Genomic DNA, 24,893 nt, shown 5'->3' with positions numbered 1-24,893 from the left:
TTCCTCTTGATGTCGCGGCCTCTTGGTGGGCCGTTTCTGCGAGATTTAAGGCGCGTCGAGTGCCGCCGGGTTGACCACATTGGCGCGATCGATGTCGCGTTGCGTGAGGACAGCTGCGATGTTGCGCGCGGCCTCGACGCCGGTCCGCGTGATCGATGCGCCGGTTTGGGCTGCGATATGCGGCGTCACGATCAGGTTCGGCGCCTGCAGGATCGGCCTGTCTTTCGCCGGCGGCTCCTCCGCCAGCGTGTCGAGGCCGGCACCGGCGAGATGGCCGATGCGCAGCGCCGCGCACAGCGCGTCCTCGTCGACCAGCGCGCCGCGCGCGGTGTTGATCAGGAGGGAGCCGGGCTTCATGGCGTTGAGCCGCCCGGCATCGATCATGCCGCGCGTCGCATCGGTCAGCGGCGCGTGCAGGCTGACGATGTCGGAGACCGCAAGCAGCTCGGCGAGATCGGCGGCTTCGCGCGCCAGCGCCGGATCGACACGGCCGCTGCTCCGGCCGAGCGCGACGACGCTCATGCCGAGCGCGGCCGCCGCGCGGGCGACGTGCCGGGCGATGCGACCGAAGCCGACCAGGCCGATCGTGCGGCCGCGGATTTCGCGGCCGCGATAGGTGGCGCGGTCCCAGGCGCCGGAATGGGTTCGCGCGTTCAGGCTGACGACGTCGCGCCCGAGCGCGAGGATTAATGCGATGGTGTGCTCGGCAACCGCAGGCGCATTCGCGTCGCCCGCGACCATCACCAGCACGCGCCTGGCGGTTGCGGCATCGATATCGACGCTGTCGATGCCGGCGCCGTGCTTTGCGATCACGCGCAGGTGCGGATTGCCGGCGATGGTGGCGGCGGAGAACACCGGATTGCCGCGCATCAGGATCGCCTGCGTCGGCGCCCGCGCCATCTCATGCGCGAGACGCTCAGGCGTGACGGCATCGCGCATCAGCACGACATCTGCACCGATCTCGCTGAGGACATTGACGGCGGCCGGCGCGAGGCTGTCGCCGGTGACGAGAACGCGAAACGGAACGGTCATCTTCTATCGTCCGCTGCGATATTGCATGGCTGACCCGCTGCGAGCGCCGCGCCGTCGTGTCTGAACCTGACGCATTTCGCGCGCTTCTCCCTTGGAGGACTGGTGATTTCGCGCGAAGATCGGGAAACGGCCCCGTGAGGTCAAATACCTTGTTGACCCCCGACTTATAGGGAATCGGAATAAGCGATGGATTACAGGCAGCTTCGTTACTTCATCGCGGTAGCCGAAGAGCTCAGCTTCAGCCGCGCCGCCAAACGCTTGCATGTCAGCCAGCCGCCGCTGAGCACGCAGATCAAGGCGATGGAGGAAGAGCTCGGCACGCGCCTGTTGGCGCGGACGCGGCGCGCGGTGGAACTGACGCAAGCCGGACAATTGCTGCTGGAACATGCGCGGCGCGCGGTCAGCGAGCTTGATCTGGCGTCGGAGACGGTGCGCCGTGCGGCGCGCGGCGAGGCCGGCATGATCCGCGTCGGCTTCACCGGCTCGGTCCCGATGCTCGACATGTTCGCCGAGCTGTTCCGCAGCTTTCGCGCCAGCTATCCGCGGGTGAAGATCGAACTCCGGCACATGTCGACGGCAACGCAGCTGCGCGCGCTTGCCGACGCCGAACTCGATGTCGCGATTATGCGCCCGCCGCTCGATTTCAGGCCGGCGGCCGATCTGCAGGTCCATGTGGTTTGGCGCGACCGGCTGATGGTGTTCCTGCCGCTGGATCATCCGCTGGCCGGCGCGAAGGGCGCGCTCGAGATGGCCAACCTTGCCGAGCATGAATTCGTCGGTATGGCCGAGAGCGGCTGCGGTGTCGGTGATCAGGCCGCGATGCTGTGCCGGCGGGCGGGCTTTGCCCCGCGCGTGGTGCAGGAGGCGCATGAACTGCGCACCGTGCTCAGCCTGGTTGCGGCCGGGATCGGGCTGTCGATCCTGCCGTCGTGCTACCAGCAGGCTGGCGTGATGAATGTGGTGGCGAAGCCGCTGGACACGCCGGATGCGGAGAGCCGCATGCTGGTGGCGATGCGCTCCAACGCCTCGCTGCTGCCGCGCCGGTTCGTCGAATGCGCGCTGCAGGCAGCGTCGCGCAGCGCACCGCCGCTTGTTCCGGAGGTTGCGGCAGTGAGTCGTTGATCGTGCCGCACGCCCTATACTTTCGTCGGCCGTAGTCTTCCGGCATCCCGTCTGGCCCTGCTCTTGCATCGTTCAATGTCAGGTGCTGGGGCGCGGATGTGTCGTGCTCTCGCCTGCGGCGGCAGCGTCGCAGGCGAGCAGTCTGTGACGCGCCCGCAGCTGGACAGACGCTTACGGAGACGACGACATGCACGCCATCACGCGTGCGGCACTGCTGCTCGGGACGATGTGGCTGACATCGCCGACCCTGGCGCGGGACGACGGCCGCTACGCCAATTCACCGCTGAAACCCTGGTTTGAAAGCCTGCACAGCGGCTATGGACAATGCTGCTCGGATGCCGACGGCTATGTGGTCGCCGATCCCGACTGGGAGTCGGATCATGGCCACTATCGCGTGCTCATCGACAATGAATGGGTTGTCGTGCCCAACGAGGCGGTGATCACCGAGCCGAACAAGGTCGGGCGCACCATGGTGTGGAAGCACTATATCGACGGCCACCCGCGCGTGCGCTGCTTCATGCCGGGCAGCATGACCTGAGGCGCATCGTCCGGGCTGCAACTCAGGCCGGCGGGACGAACACCCGGTTCGGGAACGCCTGCTCGACGACGTCGAGAAACGCGCGAACCTTTGCGCCGACCAGCCGTCGCGAGCTCTGCAGCGCCCAGACCTCGATCGGAGGTCTGGCATCCGTTCCCCAATAGGCGAGCCGCCCCGCGGCAATGTCGTCATCGACCAGCAGCTTCGGCAGCAGGGCCGCGCCGGCGCCTGCGAGCACAGCATCGCGCATCATCAGCATCGATGAGAGACGCAGCACCGCCCGTGGCCTGAGCGTGATCTCTTCGCGTTCATTCCGGATGTGCCAAAGCGTGTCCGGCGGCGTCTGCGACATCAGAACGGCATCGACGGAGACGCCATTCGGATCGCGCGCGGCGGTCGTCGGCCATTGTCGATCGGGATGCGCCACGACGAGCAGTTCGTCGCTGAGGAAGCGGCGGCCGACCAGACGTTCATCCGCTGACGGGTTGATGCGGATGACGAGGTCATAGCCGTCCTCGACCGGGTCGACCAGGCGATCCTCGCGACGATCTCGAGCTGGACGTCGGGATAGGCGTGCGCAAAGCGCGCACCGATCCGGCCGAACGCGACATGGGCGAGCAAGACCGGCGCACTGACCCGCAAGCGGCCGCGCGGCGTCGACGCGCCGAGCACCACGGCTTCGCCGGCCTCGGCGATGTCGGACAGCGGACCGCTGGTACGCTCGTGCAGCGCGCGGCCCTCATCGGTCCGTCGCAGACTCTGCGAACCCCGCTCGATCAAGCGGACGCCGAGACTCTGTTCCAGTTCGGCGACGCGGCGGGACAGCGTGGCCTTGGCCCGTCCGGAAGCCCGGCTGGCGCGGCCGAGCCCGCCATGCGCGGCCACCAGATTGAAATCGGCGAGTGCCTGAAGGTCCATCGAACTGTTCCATATTCGAAACGGCCTGTTCAGATAATGCCATCTCCAAAGGAAAATTGGAACGTCTAGCTTCTCCGCAGCGGCAGACGATCTGCCGCAACAAAGGAGTTATTCGACATGACCATTCTGGTGACAGGCAGCACGGGCACCATCGGCACCCAGGTTCTCAATCATCTCGCCGGCCAGGGCGTCGAGGTTCGGGCCCTGACGCGTTCGCCCGGCAAGGCGCAATTTCCGCAGCACGTGACGGCGGTTCGCGGCGATCTTGCCGACGTGGATTCGGTCCGCGCGGCGCTCATTGGCGTCAGCACGCTGTTCCTGCTGGTGCCGAACGCCGCCGACGAACTGACGCAGGCGATGCTGACGCTGACCGCCGCACGCGAGGCCGGCGTCAAGGGCATCGTCTATCTCTCGGTGTTCAAGGGCGAGGCCTATGCCGACGTGCCGCATTTCGCCGGCAAGCACACGGTCGAGCGGATGATCGAGGCGCTCGATCTTCCCGCGACTGTCCTGCGTCCGGCCTATTTCATCCAGAACGATCTTCGGCTGAAGGAGCCGCTGCTGAACTTCGGCGCCTACGGCATGCCGATCGGCGCGAAGGGCATCTCGATGGTCGACATCCGCGATATCGGCGAGGCGGCCGCGATCGAGTTGCTGCGCCGCGAGCGCGCGTCCGCACCGCTGGGCCGCGAGACCTACGCGCTGGTCGGCCCCGACGTCGTGACCGGCGAGGGCGTGGCTGCGATCTGGCGCGATGAGCTTGGCCGCGCGGTCAGCTATGGCGGGGACGATCTCGCGGCGATGGAGCAGCGTTTCAAGGCAGCGATGCCGGCATGGCTCGCGCTCGACATGCGCCTCATGTTTGGCCGGTACCAGAGCGACGGCGCGGTCGCGACGGCCGACGAGCTGGCACGCCTGACGAAGCTGCTCGGCCGCGCGCCGCGGGCCTATCGCGATTTCGCCCGCGACGCCGCCGCGCAGTGGCACAAGGGCTAGCTGCGAATGAAGGCTTTACAGCGAAGCAAGCGCTTCCTTCAGCTCTCCCCCGCGTGCGGGGAGAGGTCGCATCGCATCGAAGATGCGATGCGGGTGAGGGGGGAGCCTCCGCGAATTTTTCTGGCTCCGTTGACGTGGTGACAGCCCCTCACCCCAACCCTCTCCCCGTAAGAACGGGGCGAGGGAGCGCAGTTCCGTTGCGGCCGCCAAGCGAACACGATGTCTAGTTGCTACGGCGCACGAGGAAGCGCGTGATCACGCCGCCAAGCGTGGCGTGGTCGAGCGGTTCGGTGAGCGAAGTCTTGGCGGCTTCGATCAGGGCATCCGGCGCGAGGCCGCGGCGCAGGTCGCACAGCGCGTCGGCATAGTCGGCGGTGAATTCCGGATGCGGCTGCACCGACAGCGTCGTGCCGTTGGCGTAGAGCAGGGCGGCGTGCGGCGTGAACCCGGACGACAGGATGGTGCGCGCTGAGGCGGGCGGGTCGACCACTTGGTCCTGATGCGAGCAGGCGACGGCGATCGTCTCGCCGTCGATCAGCCCGTTGTCCGGCGCGATCCGATAGACATGGCGCCCGATGCCCCAGCCTTTCTCGGATTTGCGCACCGTGCCGCCGAGCGCCTGCGCGATCAGCTGATGGCCGAAGCAGACGCCGACAGTCGGAATGCGCTTGTCATGGGCCGTGCGCACGAAGGCTTCGAGCGGCGCGATCCACGCGACGTCGTCGTAGACGCCGGCGGCCGATCCCGTGATCAGGATCGCATCCAATGCGACCGGATCCGGCAGCGTCTCGCCATTGGCGAGGCTGACGACGTCGCAGCCAACAGATGGATCGGCGGTCGCCACCATCCGCTGAAACATCTGCGGATAGCTGCCGTGGCGCTCGCGGGCTTGCGGGTTGACGAGCCCGGTTTCGATGATGGTGATGCGGGGCATGGAACGCGCTGACGGATGAGCGGGGACGCCTCAGCCTTTACTCCGAAAGCACTGGCGGCGACAAGCCGCGCGCGGCGGTCGCCGATCAATTCCGCGACGGTACCGCCGCGTCGATCGTGGCGGTGTGCTGCGCTGTCGGCGCCGGCGTCGTTGCGACGATCACGGGCTCGGTGCGGTAGCGCGGCAGCTGATCCTCGAGCGAGTAGCCGACGCAGAGCGCGAGGCTCGACCAGACCGCCATGCTGAAATACAGCGACATCCAGGCGATCTCCTCGCGCCACTCGGCGATGTCGTGGGTCACGACCCAGCGCCGGCTGACGTCGCGCAAGCCTTCCAGCGGATGCAGCAGCGTGCCGCCGGCGGCGAGGTTGGCGCGCCAGCGATTCAGATACATCGGGATGTCGACGGTCATCAGGAAGGCGAGGAAGCCGGCGATGCCGACGATCGCGACGACGAAGGCCCAGCGCACCGGGCCATGAAACTCCGGCAGCAGCCGGCACAGCGCGATCCCGACCAGGAAGAACACAACCGCCCAGATCGAGTTCTCGATCGCGTTGCAGAGATAATGGGTGGTCAGCACCGCATACCAGGAAAAGCATTCCGCGATCACGATCAGCGGCACGATGATCCAGGCGATGTTCACGGTGGTCTCGGCGCCGGTCATGGTGCCGAGCTGATGCAGGATGATTGCCCATTGCGCGGCGAAGCAGACCTCTGCGACGGTGGCGACGGTGCGGCCGACCACGACGCTCGACAGCCAGGTGTCGAACAGGCAGATGCGCTGCACGTCGGCGCGCGGCAGGACCGAGCGGAAGGCACAGCCGAACACATAGGCCGCGCACAGCAGCATCATCAGGCCGATGCCCGAGGTGTTGCTGAAGCTGCCATTGGCCTGTTCATTGAACTGGCGGTAGAGCGCGAACCAGACCGCGATGTTGGCGGCGCTGACGAGGCTCAAGAAGCCCCACCACCGGACCACTGGATTTGACCAAGCCAGCGAAACCGGCCGTGCCCGCCACTCCATGCTCATTCACCGCTCCGCGTGTAACCGAATTGATATTGAACTGTAGCAATTCTGTCATAGACGGCGGCGAATCACGAACTAAAAATTGCGTGTGGGAGCGAGCCGGGCAGATCCGATTGTGACAGTGCCCGATTGTGACAGTGCCCGATTGTGACAGTGCCCGATTGTGACAGTGCCCGATTGTGACAGTGTCCGATTGTGACAGTGCGTGGTGGTGCGTGACCGTCAGCCGCGCAGCGCGGTCTCGGGAATGGTGCGGCGGACCACCTCGCGCATCGCGAAGCTGGAATGGATGCGGGCGACGCCCGGCATCCGCGACAGATGCTGCTTGTGGATGCGCTCGAAGTCGGCGATGTCCCGGGCGATCACCTGCAGATGATAATCGTCGCTGCCCGACATCAGATGGCAGGACACGACGTCGGGACAGCGTGCGATCGCGGCCTCGAAGGCTGCCAGATAATCCTCGCTCTGCTTCTCCAGCGTGATGGTGACGACGACGGTGGTCACGAGTCCAAGCGTTGATGGTTCGAGGTCGACGCGATAGCCGCGGATCACGCCGATCTCCTCAAGATGGCGGATCCGCCGCGCGCAGGCGGTCGGCGACAACCCGACTTTCTCGGCAAGCTCGATCTGGCTGGCGCGGGCATCGCTGACCAGCTCGGCGAGGATCCTGAGGTCGATACGATCGAGACCGTCCACGCAGATTTCCTTCAAGAGCTGAGCGGAATGCGAAGGATATGGGCGTATTTTGCTGTGAGCAAGCCGGAAATCGCCGAGAAACGCCATGTGACGGGGCATAGCCTTGACGACGGCGGAAACGAATCCTTCAAGGAGCGGACCATGCGCATCGGCGTGCCCAAGGAAATCAAGGTCGAGGAGTATCGGGTCGGGCTGACGCCTGACTCGGTGCGGGAATATGTGGCGCACGGCCACGAGGTCGTGGTCCAGCGCGGCGCCGGTGACGGCATCGGTGCCGGCGACGACGTCTACACGCAGGCCGGCGCGCGGATCGCCGATACCGCCGAAGAGGTGTTTTCCGTCGCCGAGATGATCGTGAAAGTGAAGGAGCCGCAGCCGTCCGAATGGATCAGGCTGCGCGAGGGACAGATCCTCTTCACCTATCTGCATCTCGCGCCCGATGTGCCGCAGACCGCGGGTCTGATCGCCTCCGGCTGCACGGCGGTGGCCTATGAGACGGTGACCGACGCACAAGGTGGACTGCCGCTGCTCGCGCCGATGAGCGAAGTCGCCGGCCGGCTCGCGATCGAGGCCGCGGGCGCCGCGCTGCGCAAATCCGCCGACGGCATGGGCAAGCTGCTCGGTGGCGTGCCCGGCGTTCCGCCGGCGCGGGTTGCGATCATCGGTGGCGGCGTGGTCGGCACCCATGCGGCGCGGATGGCGGCAGGCCTTGGCAGCGAAGTCACCATTCTCGACCGCTCGTTGCCGCGGCTGCGCGCGCTCGACGACCTCTTCCTCGGCCGCGTCCGCACCCGTTACGCCACGCTGGAAGCGATCGAGCAGGAGGTCTTCGCGGCTGATGTTGTGATCGGCGCGGTGCTGGTGCCGGGCGCCAGCGCGCCAAAGCTGGTGTCGCGCGCGCAGCTTGCAGGCATGAAACGCCGCGCGGTGCTGGTCGACGTCGCGATCGACCAGGGCGGCTGCTTCGAGACCTCGAAGCCGACCACGCATCAGGCGCCGACTTACCTCGTTGATGACATCGTGCATTATTGCGTCGCCAACATGCCGGGCGCGGTGCCGGTCACCTCGAGCCACGCGCTCAACCACGCCACGCTACCGTTCGGGCTGGCGCTGGCATCGAAGGGGCTGCGCGCGCTGGTCGAGGATCCGCATCTGCGCGCCGGCCTCAACGTGCATCGCGGCCGCATCACCAACCGCGCCGTCGCCGAAAGCCAGCATCTGTCGGCCGTGATGCCGGAAGAAGCGCTGGCGTCGTAGGAAATTCGAAAGATCTAACTGCAGCGCGGGTCCCAACCTCCCCTTCAAAAGGGGAGGTCGCTTTGCTCGCCAGAGCAAAGCGGGTGGGGATCAACTCTCTCCACATAGAGCGTCGCCTGCGGCTGACCCCCATCCCGACCTTCCCCCTCAGGGGGGAGGAGAAGACAGATATTTAGTCCGAATGCTTCGCTTCATCCGGGCTACGGCTCCGTCATCCGCACGACGCGTTATGCGTCCCAAGAGGTCATTTCTCAACGAATTTTGGCCCGGCTTCATCTGTCAATTCCTTCAGCCGGCTCTGCATGACTTCAATGATGCGCGCGCGCTTTGCCGCGATACGTTCGATGGGGCCGCCGATGCCGATAGCCAGCGGAGCGCGTCGCTTTGGCAGGGGAACGAGCATGCCTATTGTGTTTGCGCCTGGCGTCGTGCGGCCGCCTGTCTCGGAAAAGCCGCGGCGGCGAATGCGCTCGACCTCTTCGAGAAAGGCGGATTCGCGAACGCGCGCCGACTGACTCGGCTCCTCGGCATTGTTGCGCCGGATAATGCCGCGAATTTTGGTGTTCGGCATTTGGCTCAGCAGCACATGTCCGAGCGCGGTCCGCACCATCGGTCGTATTTGACCGGCTTGTGCCGTGTACTGAAGCTGAGAGCCGCCGGGGACAACGTGCAGATATTGCATCCCGGCGGCGCCGGCCTGTTGTCCGAGCATAACGGTTTCGCCGCCCGTCGCGGTCCAGAGTTCCTCCATCAGATCGGTGAGCTTGGTATCACGGAACGGGGAACGACGGATCCAGTCACCCAGCAAATTGACCCGGTAGCTCGGGATGAAGAGCCGGGTCTTTCGCTCGTATTCCAGGTAGTTCAATTCAACGAGACATCGAAGCAACACTGACGTGCTCGACTGGGGCATCTCCAGCGCGGACGATATTTCGGTCACGGAAGCAGCCCGCTTTGTTTTCCGAAAGAACTCCAGAACTGCAAACGTCCGCATGGCCGATTTGACGATGGCCGTCTTATTCGGATTCGGCATGGCTGGCTCCTCGGTGGGTCAAGTACCGCACCTCCATCACATATGTGATGTTAGGGCAAAACTGCTTCACTTGACGACAACTTTGGCCCAGATTGGCGCCAATAAGATCAAGCCGCATGGAAACGCACAGAGCAGGGGAAGGCGGATGCCCGGCCGAAGTTTGCTCGAGAAGATCTGGGACCAGCATGTCATTGCTCGCCTCAGCGAAGACACAGACCTCCTTCATATCGACCGCCATCTGCTGCACGATCTCGGCGGCTCGCGCGGCCTGCTCGATCTCAAGAGCCGGGGCCTCAATGTCCACAATCCCGAACTGACCTTTGCAACGCCGGATCACGCGCTGTCGACGGCGCCGGGCCGCGCCGGAACCAGCAAGATCGGACTGGAATTGCTGGCGGCGCTGCGGGTCGAGACCTCGGCGAGCGGCATCACGCTGTTCGACGTCGATCAGCCCGGCCAGGGCATCGTCCACGTCATCGGTCCGGAGCTCGGCCTGAGCCTGCCGGGCGCGACCATCGTCTGCGGCGACAGCCACACCTGCACCCATGGCGGCTTGGGGGCGCTCGCCTTCGGCATCGGGTCGAGCGAGCTCACCCATGTGCTGGCGACGCAGGCGCTGATCCAGCGCCGCCCGAAGACGATGCGCGCGCGCTTCGAGGGTAAGCTGCCGCTCGGCGTCACCGCCAAGGACATGATCCTGGCGCTGATCGGCCATATCGGCGCCGCCGGCGGCACCGGCTATGCGGTCGAATATGCCGGCAGTGCGATCCGCGCGCTGCCGATCGAGGGCCGGCTCACGATCTGCAACCTCTCGATCGAGCTCGGCGCCAAGATGGGAATGGTGGCACCGGACGAGAAGACGTTCGAATTCCTCCGCGGCCGTCCCTATGCGCCGCAAGGCGAGATGTGGGATCTCGCGGTGAAAGCGTGGCGCGAACTGCCGAGCGATCCCGACGCGGTGTTCGACCGCGAGGTCGTGATCGATGTCGAGAAGATCATCCCGCAGGTGACCTGGGGCATCAGCCCCGAGCACGTCGTCGGCGTCGACGGCGTGATTCCCGACCCGAAGGCGGTCGACGATCCCTTGCGGCGCGCCGCGATCGAGACTGCGCTCGAGTATATGGGCCTGCAAGGCGGGGCGCCGATCGCGGGCACGCCGGTCGATTGGGTGTTCATCGGCTCCTGCACCAACAGCCGGCTCAGCGATCTGCGCGCCGCGGCCGAGGTCGCGCGCGGCCGCAAGGTCGCGGCCGGGGTCCGCGCCTGGGTGGTGCCGGGTTCCGAGAACGTCAAGCGCGAGGCGGTCGCCGAAGGGCTCGACAAGATCTTTATCGACGCCGGCTTCGAGTGGCGCGAGCCGGGCTGCTCGATGTGCCTGGCCGCTAATGGCGAGGTGGTGGCGCCCGGGCAGCGCTCGGTCTCGACCTCGAACCGCAATTTCGTCGGCCGGCAGGGGCCGCGCGCGCGGACGCATCTGGCGAGCCCCGCGAGCGCCGCGGCATCCGCGATTGCCGGCGCGATCGCCGATGTCAGGATGATGGGACGCTAGAGCATGCCAAAGCCGTTCGACAAGCTCACCGCAACCGCCGCGCCGATCATGCGCGGCAATATCGATACCGACGTCATCATCCGCATCGAGCGGCTGGTGGGCAATTCGATCCGCGGCACGCTCGGTAAATGGGCGTTCGGCTCGCTGCGCTATCTGCCCGACGGCTCGGAGAATCCGGAGTTCATCCTGAACCGCGAGCCGTACCGCGAGGCGGAGATTTTGGTGACCGGGCCGAATTTCGGCTGCGGCTCCTCGCGCGAGGGCGCGGTGTGGTCGCTGCAGGAGCGCGGCATCCGCGCCATCATCGGCTCCGGCTTCGGCGACATCTTCTTCGCCAACTGCTTCCAGAACGGAATCCTGCCCGTCATCGTCGACAAGGCGGTGGTCGATCAGCTTGCCGCCGACATCGAGGCGACGCAGGGCGCGGGCAAGGTCTCGATCGACCTCGAGGCCCAGACCGTCGTCTCGCCGTCGGGCGCGCGGCATTCGTTCGAGATCGATCCGCGGCGGCGCGAGGGGCTATTGAAGGGGCTCGACGAGGTGGCGCTGACGCTGCAGCGCGACGACGAGATCCGCGCCTTCCAGGCCTCCGACCGCGCGGCGCGGCCATGGATTCATTCGACAACGACACCCGCTTCAAGGACACCGGCATGAGCACGCAATCCAATATGGTCAAGGTCGCCGTCGTCGGCGGCGAGGGCATCGGCCCCGAGGTCACCGCGCAGTCGCGCCGCGTGCTCGACTGGTTCGCGGCGAAGCGCGGCGTTCCGATGACGCTGCGCGAGGCGCAATACGGCCTGATCCCGTATCTGGCGACCGGCAAGGTGCTGCCCGAGGACACCGCCGAGGCGATGGACGAGGCCGATGCGATCCTGTGGGGTGCGACCGGCGGGCCGGAGACCACCGAAGTGCCGGCCGCGGCACGCAAGGCCGGCAGTCTGCTCGGCCTGCGCAGCAAATACGATCTCTATGCCAATCTGCGGCCGATCGTGGCGAGCCCGGCCCTGTCGGCCTCCGCGCCACTCAAGGCCGAGGTGCTCGACGGCGTCGATTTCGTCATCATCCGCGAATTGACCAGCGGCATCTATTTCGGCGAGCCGCGCGGCATCGAGACGCTGCACGACGGCCAGCGCCGCGGCTTCAACACCGAGCAATACACCACGAACCAGATCCGCCGCGTGGCGCGCTCGGCCTTCGAGCTGGCGCGGACCCGGCGCAACAAGGTCTGCTCGGTCGACAAGGCCAATGTGCTGGAGACCAGTGTGGTCTGGCGCGAGGAGGTGATCAAGCTGCACAAGGAGGAGTTCTCCGATGTCGAGCTGACCCATCTCTATGTCGACAACGCCGCGATGCAGATCGTGCGCGAGCCGCGGCAGTTCGACGTGATGGTGACCGGCAACATCTTCGGCGACATCCTGTCGGACTGCGCGGCGATGGCTTCGGGCTCGCTCGGCATGCTGCCGTCGGCCTCGCTCGGCCCGGTCGATCGCTTCGGCCGGCGCAAGGCGCTCTATGAGCCGGTGCATGGCAGCGCGCCCGACATCGCGGGCAAGGGCATCGCCAATCCGCTCGGTTCGATCCTGAGTGTCGCGATGCTGCTGCGCCTGACGCTGAACCGGCCGGAGGACGCCGACCTGCTCGAGAAGGCGGTGCAGGCCGCGCTGGCCTCCGGCGCCCGCACGGCCGATATCGCCGAGGCCGGGGCGAAAAAGCTGTCGACTGTCCAGATGGGCGATGCGGTGCTCGGCGCACTCGACAGGATCTCGGCCAAGGAGCACGCGTGATGGCGCGCCTCACCATGCCCCACATTTCAAGGCGATCGGCGCTGACGGTCATCGCCGCCGGCGGCGCCGCGCTGGCGACCGGGCGTGCGTGGGCGCAGGCGGCCGCGGGCCGCGCGATCTATCCGGTCGCGGTGCCAGTCTATCAGACGCAGTTCGTCGCCGACCGTATAGGCTACTTCAAGGAGGCCGGGCTCGACTGCAAGCTGGTGCAGGGCGGCAGCGGCGTGAAGACCCGCGAGATCATAGCCTCGTCGCAGGGCGATATCGGCATCGGCGACGTCACCCATCCGATGCAGCTGACCAATCACGGCCGCGCCGCGCGCGTGCTGTTGCCGGTCGACACGCGATCGAACTCGGTGATGTTCATTATCCGCAAGGACCTGAAGGACCAGGGCATCAACTCGCTGGAGGCGTTCACGCAATGGAAGCGGCCCGATGGCCGCAAGCCGATCGTCTCGGTCTCCTCGCTCGGCGGCACCAACCATGTCTGGTCGTCCTACTATATGGAAACCATGGGGCTTGACGACAAGGTGACCTGGATCGGCACCGGCAATGTCGACACCATGCTGGGATCGCTGAAGTCGAAGCAGGTCGATATCCTCGTCAGCTCGCTGTCGCTGTTGAACGAGGCACAGCAGCAGGGCTGGGGCGAATTGCTGTTCGATGGCACCGACGAGGCGATCTGGAACAAGCATATCGGCGGCAAGGTGCCGGTCACGGCGCATTTCACGCTGCAAGCCACCATCGACAAGGACCCCGCCAAGATGCAGGCCTACGTCACCGCGCTGTGGCGGGCCTCGCAGTGGATCAAGACCCACAAGCCGACCGAGGTCTACGACGACATCGAGCCCTATGTCGGCAGCACCTCGCGAGAGGCCAATCTGCTGGAGATTACGTCGATCCAGAAGGTCGCGGACTATGAGGGCTCGATCGACGCCGCGAGCTTCGCTCGCGGCGAGAAGGTCTGGTTTCGCGAGATGACCGGCATCAAGCCGCTCAAGATCGCCGACGTGGTCAATTCCAACCTGATCGAAGCGGCGCGAAAGGCCTATCCGGGTTGAGCGCGCTCGAGACAAGCGCAACCGTATCGCCGCGCGCCTCGGCCGATCGCCGCGTCGAGGTCAAGGGCCTGAGCAAGTCGTTCCAGCTCGCCAAAACCACGATCGAGGCCGTGCGCGACGTGACCTTCGACGTCCGCCGCGGCGAGTTCGTCGCGCTGCTCGGGCCGTCGGGCTCCGGCAAGAGCACCGTGCTCAACATGATCGCCTCGCTGATCCGCCCGACCGGCGGCGAGATCCTGATCGACGGCAAGCGCGTCGTCGCCGGCAAGGCGACGCCCAACGTCGGCTACGTGTTCCAGCGCGACACGCTGTTTCCGTGGCGGACCGTCGGCGACAATATCGGCTACGGGCTGGAGCTATCAGGCGTGCCGGCTCACGAACGGAAGGAGCGCATCGCCGAATGCGTCGCGCAAGCCGGCCTGAAGGGATTCGAGAACGCCTATCCGTCGGCGCTGTCGGGCGGCATGCGCCAGCGCGCGGCGCTGATGCGGACGCTGATCGTCGAGCCGCAGATTCTCCTGATGGACGAGCCGTTCGGCGCGCTCGACACCCACACCAAGATCGACATGCACGAGGTGCTGCTCCGGATCTGGGAGCGCGAGCAGCAGACCGTGCTGTTCGTGACCCACGATCTCGGCGAGGCGTTGACATTGGCCGACCGCATCATCCTGTTCTCGGCGCGGCCGGGCCGGATCAAGGACATGTTCGAGGTCGATTTCGACCGCCCGCGCGATGCGGTGAAGGTGCGCGAAACCCCGCATTATGCCGAGCTGTTCCAGCACATCTGGCATTCGCTGGGCGAGGAATTCGTCAGGGGCCGCAGCATATGAAGAGGTACGGCACGCTCGGCACGGTCGGCTGGCAGGTCCTGATCTGCGCAGTCGTGCTGTCGGTCTGGCAATGGGGCTACGACCTCCGCACCAAACTGCCCTGGCTGGTGCCCGACCTGCTCGATCCCTACTTCATCTCGAAGCCGTCAATGATCTTCGACAACTTCCTGATCCAGAGCTGCCTGACCTCGAAGCTCGGCGCCTTCAACAGCTGGTTCAACGGCGACTTCGGAAAGTGCCTGGCGCGCAACGAGAACAACCTCTGGGCCGCGACCGCCATCACCCTGAAGAACACTTTCTTCGGCTTCGTCACCGGCGTTGTCAGCGGCTTCATCGCGGGGCTGATCCTGGGACGATCCGACCGCCTGAGCGCGATCTTTCAGCCCTTCATCACCGCGGTGAACTCGATCCCGCGGATCGCGCTGGCGCCGATCATCGTGCTAGCATTCGGGATCGGCGACATGTCGAAGATCGTGACGTCCTGGATCGTCGTCGTGTTCCTGGTGTTCTTCAACACTTTCGAGGGCGCGCGCTCGATCGACGAAGGCTTCGCCAACGCCGCGCGGCTGCTCGGCGCCAGCGAATGGCAGATCACCCGGACGGTGGTGATCCCCTCGACGATGGCCTGGGTGTTCGCTTCGCTGACGCCTGCGATCTCCTTCGCGCTGATCGGCGTGATCGTCGGCGAGTTCATCGGCGCCGAGCGCGGCATCGGTCGCCTCATCATCGAATCGGAGGCGCGCGGCGAGGCCTCGGGCATGATGGTTGCTGTCGTGGTGCTGATGCTGGTCGGTGTGGTGCTGTCGGCGATCATCTGGCGGCTGCAGGCCTATCTGTTGCGCTGGCAGCGGCAACGCAGCGCCGAATAGGCCGCGGGGCCGTGGCGACGTCGCATTTGCCGCCACGGCTGGCCCGGATCTAGGCTGCATTTTCCGATGGCGAGGTCTCGCCGTCGAGCCAGTCCTGTTCCTTTGCCAGCGCGCGCCAAGCCGCTTCCATTCGCTTGAAGCGATTGTAGGTCGGCCCGTCGTCGGCACGCTCGGCAAGTTGCGCGCAGTTCTCCGCATTATCGCGGAAGTGCTGTGACTGTTTCATGGAACGTCCTCCTATTAGTTAAGGACGTGGGACATCAATTCAGGCTATTCAACGCGTGGAACATGGGTATTTCGCCACACAGATGAATGCCTGTTCAGCGAGTTCCCGGTGCGATATTTCGCAACTGAGCGTGAGCAATTGCAGCACGGTCGATACAGGAACGGTGCGTCGCACTCGACGTTCCTCCTTCACGTCGCAACTGGAGGAGGAGAGACGGCATGAGGACGTATCTGCTAACCGCGGCCATGGTGACCGCGATCGCATCGCCTGTGTTCGCCGATGATATCGGTGTCCGCGCAGGTCCCGTCGGCGCAGGCGTAACGGTTGGTCGGGCACCCGAATATCGCGATCGCGATCGTGATCGCACCACGGTGATCAAGGAGCGTGAGCCGCGCCATGACCGGACCACGGTCATCAAGAAGCGGGACGAATTCGGCAATCGCAGCAAGACCGTCATCCATAACGACGACGATTGACGCCAACTCAGGCGATCTTGTGTGAGCATGAACGTCCGTCGCTGACCTCGTCACGGCGGACGTTTGCTTGGTGCCCCAGGCATGGAGCGACGATGGCGGCCGAGACGGAGCTCAAATTCCACGTTCCCGCGCGCAAGCTCAAGGGACTGAAGAAACCGCTGGTCGCCGGCAGCAAGAGCGGTGCACCATCCGAGAGCGATCTCGTCTCGACCTATTTCGACACCGCGAAGCACAAGCTCAAGCGGCACGGACTGACGTTGCGCGTGCGGCGGGATGGCGGCAACTATGTTCAGACTATCAAGTCGGGAGCGGGTCCGCAGTTTGAACGGGGCGAATGGGAGACTGACCTAGCGGACGGAAACCTCAACCTCGACAAGGCCAAAGGTACGCCGCTTGAAGGACTCACGTCTGGCAGGCTGCGTCGCAAGCTGAAACCGGTATTCGAGACGTCAGTGCGGCGTATCACCGTGCCGCTGCGGACCAAACGCAGCGAGATCGAACTCGCGATCGATCGCGGCTACACCACGGCCGGGCACCGTTCGCGCCGAATCGACGAGGTCGAACTCGAACTCAAGAGCGGCCGCCCGCTCGACCTGTTCCGGGTCGCAAGGGCGCTGGAGCGGAAGGCGGCAGCGGAGCTCGATCTGCGCTCGAAAGCCGAACACGGCTATGAACTTGCCGATGGCGAGGAGCATGTCGTCGTCTCCGCCGGGAGCATCGTGCTCGACGCCGGACTTACCGCCGGCGCGGCGTTCCGGGTGATCGCGCGCGCCGCGCTTCGTCACCTCTCGTCGAATGCCGAGGCCGTCCGCGAGGGCGAGGCGGAAGGCATTCACCAAATGCGGGTTGGGTTGCGGCGGCTGCGCGCCGCGATCTCGCTGTTCTCGAAGATCCTGACCGTGGCCCCGACGGAAGACATCAAGACGCAGCTGAAGTGGCTCACCAATGCGCTCGCCCCGGCGCGCGAGCTTGACGTGTTCGTCAAGGAAGATATCGAGCCAGCATCGCATGACGCGCTGCTGCGGCGCGGCGGAAAAGCGATCCGGCAGGAATTTTCCGGCCGCCGTGATCGCGCATTTGCCGGCGCGAGGCACGCGGTCAATTCGCAGCGCTATCGGTCCATGCTGATCGATACGTTGCAATGGATCGAGGCAAAGCAGACCGTTGCCGCGGAGGATGAAGGCGGTCCGATCGAGGAATTCGCCGCCGCGCTGCTGCATCGCCGCATCAGGAAGCTGCGCAAGGATGGCCGGCGTCTCGACGAGCTGTCGGCCCAGGAGCGGCACAAGGTGCGCATCAGGGCCAAGAAGCTCAGATACGCGATCGACTTCTTCGAAAGCCTGTTTCCGCGCAAGGGTGAGCGCAAGCAACTCGCGCGGCTGTCCAGGCACCTGAAGCGGGTCCAGGATGCGCTTGGCTCGCTCAACGATTTTGTCGCGCACCGCAAGCTGGCGGTCGATGCGACGCTGAAGTCCCCGCATCGGAAGGAGCGCGCCAGCGCCTTCGCCTCGGGCGTTGTGCTTGGCCGAGAGGAACAGGCGGTCAAGCCGCTGATCAAGGTCGCCGCCAGGGAAGTGCGAGGACTCGAGAAATTTTGACGAGCGTGTGGTGGCGAACTCCGGACATCTATCCCGCTGGTGATGCCCCCGATTGCCTCTCCCGCTCGGCCGCAGCGATCTGGTTGCGACATTCCTCCGCGTAGGCACGCAGGCGCTCGACGGTCAACGAGTCGATGTCAGTGCGTGCCAGCCGCTCGGCGCGGTCGGCCTGATCTCTGAGATCATCGGTTGCCCGGGTCATGTGTGCCTCCATGCCCAGACAATTTGAATCGAATTGCGACGTTCCCCGGCCGATCAGGACGTGGCTAACGGGTGGTTAAGGAGGCACGGTTGCTCAGGTCACCGGCGCCGGGTTGAACAGCGTCAGATCGTTGTGGATGCCCCAGCGGTCCGACCATGGCTTGGTGCGCCCGCTCGCGACGTCGAGGATCAGGCGGAACAGGTCCCAGCCGGTTTCCTCGATGGTCTTCTCGCCGGTGGCGATGCAGCCGGCGTCGAAATCGATCAGGTCCTTCCAGCGCCGTGCCAGCTCGCTGCGGGTCGCGACCTTGATGACAGGCGCGGCGGCCAGGCCATACGGCGTGCCGCGGCCGGTGGTGAACACCTGCAAGGTCATGCCGGAGGCGAGCTGCAGCGTGCCGCAGATGAAGTCGCTCGCCGGCGTCGCCGCAAACAGCATGCCCTTCTGCCGCGCCTTCTCGCCCGGCGACAGTACGCCCGCGATCGGGCCGGAGCCGGACTTGACGATCGAGCCGAGCGACTTTTCGACGATGTTGGCAATGCCGCCCTTCTTGTTGCCCGGCGTGGTGTTGGCGCTGCGGTCGGCGCCGCCGCGGGCGAGATAGGCGTCATACCATTCCATCTCGCGGATCAGCGCGCGGCCGACATCCTCGTTGACGGCGCGGCGGGTTAGAAGCTGGATCGCGTCACGCACCTCGGTGACTTCCGAAAACATCACGGTCGCGCCGGCGCGCACCAGCAGGTCGGCGGCAAAGCCCACCGCGGGGTTCGCGGTGACGCCGGAGAACGCGTCGCTGCCGCCGCATTGCAGGCCGATCACAAGATCGGCGGCCGGGCAGATCTCGCGCTTGCGGGCGTTGAGCACCTTCAGCCGGGCCTCGGCCTGGGTCATGATGGCGTCGACGATGGCGCCGAAGCCGTCAAACGCTTCGTCCTGCATCCGCACGATGGCATCGCCGACGCCCTCCGGCACCAGCCGTTCCGGCGCGAGCTTCTCGCAGCCGAGGCCGACGACGAGGATCTCGCCGCCGAAGTTCGGATTGAGCGCGAGATTCTGCAGGGTGCGGATCGGCACCACGGCGTCGGGTGCGGTGATCGCGACGCCGCAGCCATAGGCGTGCGTCAACGGCACGACGTCGTCGACATTGGGATATTTCGGCAAGAGCTCGGCGCGGATGCGCTTCACGGCATATTCCATCGTGCCCTTGACGCATTGCACGGAGGAGGAGATGCCGAGGATGTTCTTGGTGCCGACCGAGCCGTCGGGATTGCGATAGCCCTCGAAGGTGAAGCCTTCGAGCGGCGGCAGCGCGGGCGGCACCGCGGTCGCGATCTCGAGCTGATCGAGCGGTGGCGCCTCGGGCATGCGGATACGGGCCTCGTCGACCCACTCACCGGCCAGGATCGGCGACAGCGCCGTGCCGATCACTTCGCCATAGCGGATGATCGGGGCGCCCTCGGCGATGTCTTCCAGCGCGGTCTTGTGGCCTTGCGGCACGAAAGCGCGCAGCGTCAGGCCCGAGGCGAAGCGGGAGCCGGCCGGCAGGCCAAAATCATTCACGACGATCGCGACATTGTCGCGCTCGTTGAGCTTGATGTAGCGGGGCTGCTCCTGGGCGCCGATCGACTGGTCCATGCCGTATTCCTCCTGGCTTCACTTCACCTCTCCCGCTTGCGGGGGAGGTCGGATCGCATCGAATGATGCGATCCGGGTGGGGGTCTCTCCACAGCATGACTCGCGGGGAGAGCCCCCACCCCAATTCTCCCCCGCAAGCGGGAGAGGGGGTGCAGCGTCTTACGCGGCTGCACTCTGTTTCAACTGCTTCAGCCCGGGAACGTGTAAGCCGTCTTCACCGTGGTGTAGAACTCGCGGGCATAGGCACCCTGTTCGCGTGCGCCGTAGCTTGAGCCTTTGCGGCCGCCGAACGGGACGTGGTAGTCGACGCCGGCGGTCGGCAGGTTGACCATCACCATGCCGGCCTCGCTGTTGCGCTTGTAGTGCGAGGCGTATTTCAGGCTTGACGTGCAGATGCCCGAGGCAAGGCCGAACTCGGTGTCGTTGGAGATCGCCAGCGCCTCTTCATAATCCTTGGCGCGGATCACGCAGGCGACCGGACCAAAGATCTCCTCGCGGGCGATCCGCATCTGGTTGGTCGCCTCGGTGAACAGCGCCGGCTGCAGATAGAAGCCGGGCGTCTCGCGGTTCAACAATTCGCCGCCCCAGTGCAGGCGGGCGCCTTCATCCTGACCGATCTTGATGTAGCGCAGGTCCTGGTCGAGCTGGCTCTGGTCGACGACCGGGCCGACATGTACGCCGCTCTTCAGCGCGTCGTCCACCGAAAGTCCCTTCATGCGCTCGGTCATCGCGGCGACGAAGCGGTCGTGAATTCCCGCGGTGACGATCAGGCGCGAGGACGCCGTGCAGCGCTGGCCGGTCGAGTAATAGGCGCCGTTGACGGCGACCTCGACCGCGACCTTCACGTCGGCGTCGTCGAGCACGACCAGCGGGTTCTTGCCGCCCATCTCGAGCTGGAACTTCTTCATGGGGTTGGAGAGCACGCAGGCCTGAGCGATCTTGCGGCCGGTCTGCACCGAGCCGGTGAAGGAGATCGCGGCGACATCGGGATGATCGAGCAGGGTCTGGCCGACCACCGAGCCCGAGCCGACCACGAGATTGAAGACCCCCGCCGGAATGCCGGAACGCGCAATGATCTCGGACAGCGCATGGGCGGAGCCCGGCACCAGCTCGGCCGGCTTGAACACCACGGCGTTGCCGTAACACAGCGCCGGCGCGATCTTCCACGCCGGGATCGCGATCGGGAAATTCCACGGCGTGATCATGCCGACAACGCCGACCGGCTCGCGGGTGATCTCGACGTCGAGGCCGGGGCGCACCGATGCGCCCTTCTCGCCCATTAGCCGCAGCGCTTCGCCGGCAAAGAACGCAAAGATCTGCCCGGCGCGCGCCACCTCGCCGATGCCTTCCGGCAGCGTCTTGCCCTCCTCGCGGGCGAGCAGGCGGCCGAGCTCTTCCTTGCGGACGAGGATTTCGACCGAGATCCTGGTCAGCGCATCGAAGCGCTCCTGCGGCGTCGAGCGCGCCCAGGCCGGGAAGGCGGCCTTCGCCGCGGCGATCGCCTTTTCGGTCTGCGCCTTGTCGGCCTTGGCGTATTCGCCGACGACATCGCCGGTGTTGGAGGGGTTGATGTCCCGCGTGATGCCTGTTCCGTCGACCCATTCGCCGGCGATGAAGTTCTTCTGGTGAGCGGTCATGTTTCCAACCTTCCTTGTTTAGCGCACGAGGCAGGGACGCTTGTCGTCGAAGGTCCACCCCTGGATCAGGAACTGCATGGCCAGCGCGTCGTCGCGGGCGCCGAGACCATGCTGCTTGTATAGCGCGTTCGCGGCCTCGATGGCACCGCGATCGAGCTCGATGCCAAGGCCCGGCCGATCCGGAATAGCGATCTTGCCGCCCTTGATCTGCAGCGGCTGGCGCGTCAACGCCTGGCCGTCCTGCCAGATCCAGTGGGTGTCGATCGCGGTCACCTTGCCGGGCGCGGCGGCTCCGACATGGGTGAACATCGCCAGCGAAATATCGAAATGGTTGTTGGAGTGCGAGCCCCAGGTCAGGCCGTTGTCGCGGCAGGTCTGTGCCACCCGCACCGAGCCTTGCATGGTCCAGAAATGCGGATCGGCGAGCGGAATGTCGACTGCGCCGAGCCGCAGTGCGTGCGCGAGCTGGCGCCAGTCGGTCGCGATCATGTTGGTCGCGGTCGGCAGCCCGGTGGCGCGGCGGAACTCGGCCATGATCTCACGACCGGAGAAGCCGGCCTCGGCGCCGCAGGGATCCTCGGCATAGGCGAGCACGCCATGCATGTTGCTGCACAGCCGGATCGCCTCGTCGAGCGACCAGGCGCCGTTCGGGTCGAGCGTGACGCGCGCCTTCGGGAAGCGTTTTGCAATTGCGGTGACGGCCTCGATCTCCTCTTCGCCCCTGAGCACGCCACCCTTGAGCTTGAAATCGGCAAAGCCGTAATGCGCCTGCGTCGCTTCGGCGAGGCGCACGATGGCATCCGGCGTCATTGCAACCTGATGGCGCAGATCGAACCAGTCGGGCTTGCCGGTCTCGCCCTCGACGTAAGGCAGGTTGGTCTTCCTGCGGTCGCCGACGAAGAAGAGATAGCCGAGCGTCTCGACGCTGGCGCGCTGCTGGCCTTCGCCAAGCAGCGCCGCGACCGGGAGATTGAGATGCTGGCCGAGCAGGTCGAGCAGCGCGGATTCCACTGCGGTGACCGCATGGATGGTGACGCGGAGGTCGAAGGTCTGCTTGCCACGGCCGCCGGCGTCGCGATCGGCGAAGGCCTGGCGCATCGAGGCTAGGATGTTGTTGCAGGCGCCGATGGTCTGGCCGACGACGAGGTCGCTTGCGTCCTCGAGCGTCTTCTTGATCTTCTCGCCGCCCGGCACCTCGCCGACGCCGGTGTGGCCGGAGTTGTCGGTGAGGATAACGAGGTTGCGGGTGAAGAACGGCGCATGCGCGCCGCTCAGATTGAGGAGCATGCCGTCGCGGCCGGCGACCGGGATCACCTCCATCGCCGTGACAACAGGTGCGCCGGCAAAGCCGGTGCGGATCGTGTCCTGGATCATCTGCCCCTCCCTTCGTCCTTTGCAGTTTTCCTGGCCGTTCGGCTTATTCTGCCGCCTGCTGCGCGGCGGCCTGCGGCAGCTTGGCGACCAGCGCCGCGAGCTCGCCGATCTCCTGCTCGTTAAGATCGGTCAGCGGCGGCCGCACCGGGCCGGAGTAGCGGCCGATCACCTTCATGCCGGCCTTGATAATCGACACCGCATAACCCTTCCTGCGGTTGCGTATCGCGATCAGCGGCAGGATGAAATCCTTCAGGCCTGCATGGATGGTCTGATGATCGCGCCGGCGCACCGCGGCGTAGAAACCGGTGCCGAATTCGGGCACGAAATTGAACACCGCCGACGAATAGGTGGTCACGCCCATGTCGAGATAGGGCAGGGCAAAGGTCTCCGCGGTCGGCAGGCCGCCGATATAAGTCAGGCGGTCGCCGAGCCGGGTGTAGACACGGGTCATCAGCTCGATATCGCCGATGCCGTCCTTGTAGCCGACGAGGTTCGGGCAGCGCTCGCAGAGGCGCGCCAGCGTATCAGGCTGCAGGATCGCATTGTCGCGGTTGTAGACGATGACGCCGATCTTAACCGATGCGCACACCGCCTCGACATGGGCAGCGAGGCCGTCCTGCTCGGCATGCGTGAGATAGGGCGGCAGCAGCAGCAGGCCGTCGGCGCCGGCCTTCTCGGCGCCAACCGCGATCTCGCGCGCGATCGCGGTGCCGTAGCCGGTGCCGGCCAGCACGGGAACGCGGCCCTTGGTCTCGTCGACCGCGATCTTCACGACGTGGGGAACTTCACTCGGCGTCAGCGAGAAGAACTCGCCGGTGCCGCCGGCGGCGAACAAGCCGGCGACGTCATAGCCGCACAGCCAGTCCATGTTGGCGCGATAGGTCGCCTCGTCGAACGAATAGTCCGCGTTGAACGGGGTCACGGGGAAGGACAGGAGGCCGCCACCGATTCTAGCGGCCATCTCCTGAGGGGTCATCTTGCTCATGGCGCCACTCCTTGAATGTTTCTGGGAACGGGATGCGCGAGCAGCGCGCGTCCATGGCGGAATTTCTAGGGAATGGTTCGATGCGCGTCCAAGCCAAACGCGGTATCGAGCGATGCTAACTCTGCATCAATCGCCGCGCAGATGCGGCGCTGCGATTTCGGTCGCGATCTCGATCAGCGACGGCAGCAACTGGTTCTCGTGATCGCGCCGCCATACCATGAACAGCTCGACCGGCACGGGCGATCGCAGCTTCAGCGGCTTCAACTTGACGTCCGCGATCTTCAGGCTGGCGGCCGCTTCCGGCACGATCGCTACGCCAAGCCCGGCGCGCACCATAGCGAGGATCGAATGGATCTGGCTGAGATGCTGCACATAGCGCGGCAGCACGTCGGCGCGCGTGAACATCGACACCAAGAGATCGTGGAAGTAGCGCGCCTCGTAGGGCGAATACATCACGAAGGGCTGGTCGTCGAAATCCTTAATGCTCACGGTCTCGGCCGCGGCCAGCGGATGCTTCTTCGGGATCGCGGCGAGCAGCGGCTCGGCCACGACGCGCCGGCTGGCGAATTCCGGCCGCGCGATCGGCGGACGCAGCAGGCCGGCGTCGATCTGCCCGGTGGTGAGCGCCTCGAACTGATCGCCGGAGACCATCTCCTTCAGCGAAAAATCGACCTCGGGCAGGCGCGAGCGGCAGGCCGCGATCAGGTCGGGCAGGAAGCCGTAGGCGGCCGCGGCGGTGAAGCCGATCTTGAGCGAGCCGGTCTTGCCGAGCGCGATGCGGCGGGCAACCTGCGAGGCGGATTCCGCGAGCTTGAGGATGCGCCGCGCCTCGGGCAGGAAGCTGCGTCCCGCCGGCGTCAGCCGCACCGAGCGGCTGGTGCGTTCCAGCAGCGGCGCGTCGATGATGTGCTCGAGCACCTGGATCTGCCGGCTCAGCGGCGGCTGCGTCATGTTGAGCCGCGTCGCGGCGCGGCCGAAGTGCAATTCTTCGGCCACCGTGACAAAGCAGCGGAGCTGGCTCAGGTCGAACATCGATGCAAGCCCGGAATTGATCGCGCGGGGATTTGTACGTTCTAGCATCGATGCCTCCCACTGGCCAAGAAGACAAAAAAGC

General features: G+C 65.7%; 24 protein-coding genes and 1 pseudogene. 12 read left to right on the top strand and 13 right to left on the bottom strand.

Going from position 1 to position 24,893, the window contains the following annotated elements:
- Positions 1–45: 45 nt before the first annotated feature.
- Positions 46–1,032: an NAD(P)-dependent oxidoreductase gene (locus ACVMB1_RS25835; protein ID WP_141340730.1), complete on the bottom strand. Its 987-nt coding sequence runs from the start codon at positions 1,030–1,032 to the stop codon at positions 46–48.
- Between the two features lie 186 nt (positions 1,033–1,218).
- On the opposite strand from ACVMB1_RS25835, the gene ACVMB1_RS25830 reads away from it, so the two are divergent.
- Both ACVMB1_RS25830 and ACVMB1_RS25825 read left to right on the top strand, forming a co-directional pair.
- The gene (locus tag ACVMB1_RS25830; RefSeq protein ID WP_229193443.1) at positions 1,219–2,154 is read left to right on the top strand and encodes a LysR substrate-binding domain-containing protein; all 936 of its coding nucleotides are present in this window, start codon (positions 1,219–1,221) and stop codon (positions 2,152–2,154) included.
- 187 nt (positions 2,155–2,341) lie between these two features.
- Positions 2,342–2,692, top strand: a complete 351-nt coding sequence (locus ACVMB1_RS25825) for a hypothetical protein (protein WP_057017007.1) — start codon at positions 2,342–2,344, stop codon at positions 2,690–2,692.
- Between the two features lie 22 nt (positions 2,693–2,714).
- Here ACVMB1_RS25825 and ACVMB1_RS25820 read toward each other — a convergent pair.
- Positions 2,715–3,610 (bottom strand): annotated as a pseudogene (locus ACVMB1_RS25820) (LysR family transcriptional regulator).
- A gap of 117 nt (positions 3,611–3,727) precedes the next feature.
- Between ACVMB1_RS25820 and ACVMB1_RS25815 the strand changes: the two are divergent.
- Entirely contained in the window at positions 3,728–4,606 is an 879-nt protein-coding gene (locus ACVMB1_RS25815) for an NmrA/HSCARG family protein (protein WP_253638797.1), read from the top strand.
- A 223-nt stretch (positions 4,607–4,829) separates the two neighbouring features.
- On the opposite strand, the gene ACVMB1_RS25810 is transcribed toward ACVMB1_RS25815, so the two are convergent.
- The 3 genes from ACVMB1_RS25810 to ACVMB1_RS25800 form a co-directional block, all read right to left on the bottom strand.
- Positions 4,830–5,540: a type 1 glutamine amidotransferase gene (locus ACVMB1_RS25810; RefSeq protein WP_141340733.1), complete on the bottom strand. Its 711-nt coding sequence runs from the start codon at positions 5,538–5,540 to the stop codon at positions 4,830–4,832.
- Between the two features lie 85 nt (positions 5,541–5,625).
- Complete coding sequence (locus ACVMB1_RS25805; RefSeq protein WP_200844532.1) at positions 5,626–6,564, bottom strand: hypothetical protein; 939 nt, start codon at positions 6,562–6,564, stop codon at positions 5,626–5,628.
- Positions 6,565–6,789: 225 nt separating this feature from the next.
- On the bottom strand, positions 6,790–7,278 hold the full coding sequence (locus ACVMB1_RS25800) for an Lrp/AsnC family transcriptional regulator (RefSeq protein WP_057017008.1): 489 nt from the start codon (positions 7,276–7,278) through the stop codon (positions 6,790–6,792).
- 126 nt (positions 7,279–7,404) lie between these two features.
- On the opposite strand from ACVMB1_RS25800, the gene ald reads away from it, so the two are divergent.
- Entirely contained in the window at positions 7,405–8,520 is a 1,116-nt protein-coding gene (gene ald, locus ACVMB1_RS25795) for an alanine dehydrogenase (protein WP_141340735.1), read from the top strand.
- A gap of 244 nt (positions 8,521–8,764) precedes the next feature.
- On the opposite strand, the gene ACVMB1_RS25790 is transcribed toward ald, so the two are convergent.
- Positions 8,765–9,553: an IclR family transcriptional regulator gene (locus ACVMB1_RS25790; protein ID WP_141340736.1), complete on the bottom strand. Its 789-nt coding sequence runs from the start codon at positions 9,551–9,553 to the stop codon at positions 8,765–8,767.
- A gap of 145 nt (positions 9,554–9,698) precedes the next feature.
- Between ACVMB1_RS25790 and leuC the strand changes: the two genes are divergently transcribed.
- From leuC to ACVMB1_RS25760, 6 genes are read left to right on the top strand one after another with little or no spacing between them, the layout of a single operon-like run.
- Positions 9,699–11,102, top strand: coding sequence for a 3-isopropylmalate dehydratase large subunit (leuC, locus tag ACVMB1_RS25785; protein WP_141340737.1), 1,404 nt, complete (start codon positions 9,699–9,701; stop codon positions 11,100–11,102).
- A 3-nt stretch (positions 11,103–11,105) separates the two neighbouring features.
- Complete coding sequence (gene leuD / locus ACVMB1_RS25780; RefSeq protein ID WP_141340738.1) at positions 11,106–11,756, top strand: 3-isopropylmalate dehydratase small subunit; 651 nt, start codon at positions 11,106–11,108, stop codon at positions 11,754–11,756.
- The gene (gene leuB, locus ACVMB1_RS25775; protein WP_141340766.1) at positions 11,753–12,886 is read left to right on the top strand and encodes a 3-isopropylmalate dehydrogenase; all 1,134 of its coding nucleotides are present in this window, start codon (positions 11,753–11,755) and stop codon (positions 12,884–12,886) included. The genes leuD and leuB overlap by 4 nt, the downstream gene beginning before the upstream one ends.
- Complete coding sequence (locus ACVMB1_RS25770; RefSeq protein WP_456849353.1) at positions 12,886–13,947, top strand: ABC transporter substrate-binding protein; 1,062 nt, start codon at positions 12,886–12,888, stop codon at positions 13,945–13,947. The genes leuB and ACVMB1_RS25770 overlap by 1 nt, the downstream gene beginning before the upstream one ends.
- Positions 13,944–14,777, top strand: a complete 834-nt coding sequence (locus ACVMB1_RS25765; protein ID WP_141340740.1) for an ABC transporter ATP-binding protein — start codon at positions 13,944–13,946, stop codon at positions 14,775–14,777. The genes ACVMB1_RS25770 and ACVMB1_RS25765 overlap by 4 nt, the downstream gene beginning before the upstream one ends.
- Positions 14,774–15,646: an ABC transporter permease gene (locus tag ACVMB1_RS25760; protein WP_141340741.1), complete on the top strand. Its 873-nt coding sequence runs from the start codon at positions 14,774–14,776 to the stop codon at positions 15,644–15,646. The genes ACVMB1_RS25765 and ACVMB1_RS25760 overlap by 4 nt, the downstream gene beginning before the upstream one ends.
- 49 nt (positions 15,647–15,695) lie before the next feature.
- Here ACVMB1_RS25760 and ACVMB1_RS25755 read toward each other — a convergent pair whose 3' ends face one another.
- The gene (locus ACVMB1_RS25755) at positions 15,696–15,872 is read right to left on the bottom strand and encodes a hypothetical protein (RefSeq protein ID WP_168857282.1); all 177 of its coding nucleotides are present in this window, start codon (positions 15,870–15,872) and stop codon (positions 15,696–15,698) included.
- A 218-nt stretch (positions 15,873–16,090) separates the two neighbouring features.
- Here ACVMB1_RS25755 and ACVMB1_RS25750 point away from each other — a divergent pair, with 218 nt between their 5' ends.
- On the top strand, positions 16,091–16,348 hold the full coding sequence (locus ACVMB1_RS25750) for a hypothetical protein (RefSeq protein WP_141340742.1): 258 nt from the start codon (positions 16,091–16,093) through the stop codon (positions 16,346–16,348).
- 92 nt (positions 16,349–16,440) lie between these two features.
- Positions 16,441–17,946 (top strand): CYTH and CHAD domain-containing protein, encoded by a 1,506-nt coding sequence (locus ACVMB1_RS25745; protein WP_141340743.1) that lies wholly within the window; start codon positions 16,441–16,443, stop codon positions 17,944–17,946.
- A gap of 28 nt (positions 17,947–17,974) precedes the next feature.
- On the opposite strand, the gene ACVMB1_RS25740 is transcribed toward ACVMB1_RS25745, so the two are convergent.
- The 6 genes from ACVMB1_RS25740 to ACVMB1_RS25715 form a co-directional block, all read right to left on the bottom strand.
- Positions 17,975–18,148 carry a hypothetical protein gene (locus ACVMB1_RS25740; RefSeq protein ID WP_309143757.1) on the bottom strand — a complete coding sequence of 58 codons (174 nt, stop codon included), beginning with the start codon at positions 18,146–18,148 and terminating at the stop codon, positions 17,975–17,977.
- A gap of 93 nt (positions 18,149–18,241) precedes the next feature.
- The gene (gene garD, locus ACVMB1_RS25735) at positions 18,242–19,783 is read right to left on the bottom strand and encodes a galactarate dehydratase (protein ID WP_456849350.1); all 1,542 of its coding nucleotides are present in this window, start codon (positions 19,781–19,783) and stop codon (positions 18,242–18,244) included.
- A gap of 188 nt (positions 19,784–19,971) precedes the next feature.
- Positions 19,972–21,420, bottom strand: a complete 1,449-nt coding sequence (locus ACVMB1_RS25730) for an aldehyde dehydrogenase family protein (RefSeq protein WP_456814843.1) — start codon at positions 21,418–21,420, stop codon at positions 19,972–19,974.
- Between the two features lie 18 nt (positions 21,421–21,438).
- Entirely contained in the window at positions 21,439–22,794 is a 1,356-nt protein-coding gene (gudD, locus tag ACVMB1_RS25725) for a glucarate dehydratase (protein WP_141340747.1), read from the bottom strand.
- A 43-nt stretch (positions 22,795–22,837) separates the two neighbouring features.
- Positions 22,838–23,779: a 5-dehydro-4-deoxyglucarate dehydratase gene (kdgD, locus tag ACVMB1_RS25720; protein WP_076826062.1), complete on the bottom strand. Its 942-nt coding sequence runs from the start codon at positions 23,777–23,779 to the stop codon at positions 22,838–22,840.
- 126 nt (positions 23,780–23,905) lie between these two features.
- Positions 23,906–24,811 carry a LysR substrate-binding domain-containing protein gene (locus tag ACVMB1_RS25715; RefSeq protein ID WP_141340767.1) on the bottom strand — a complete coding sequence of 302 codons (906 nt, stop codon included), beginning with the start codon at positions 24,809–24,811 and terminating at the stop codon, positions 23,906–23,908.
- Positions 24,812–24,893 lie beyond the last annotated feature (82 nt).

It is taken from the genome of Bradyrhizobium sp. USDA 4504, from assembly GCF_054063995.1.
The sequence above is the reverse complement of the archived record's forward strand: the minus strand, read 5'-3'. Positions and strand labels throughout refer to the sequence as shown.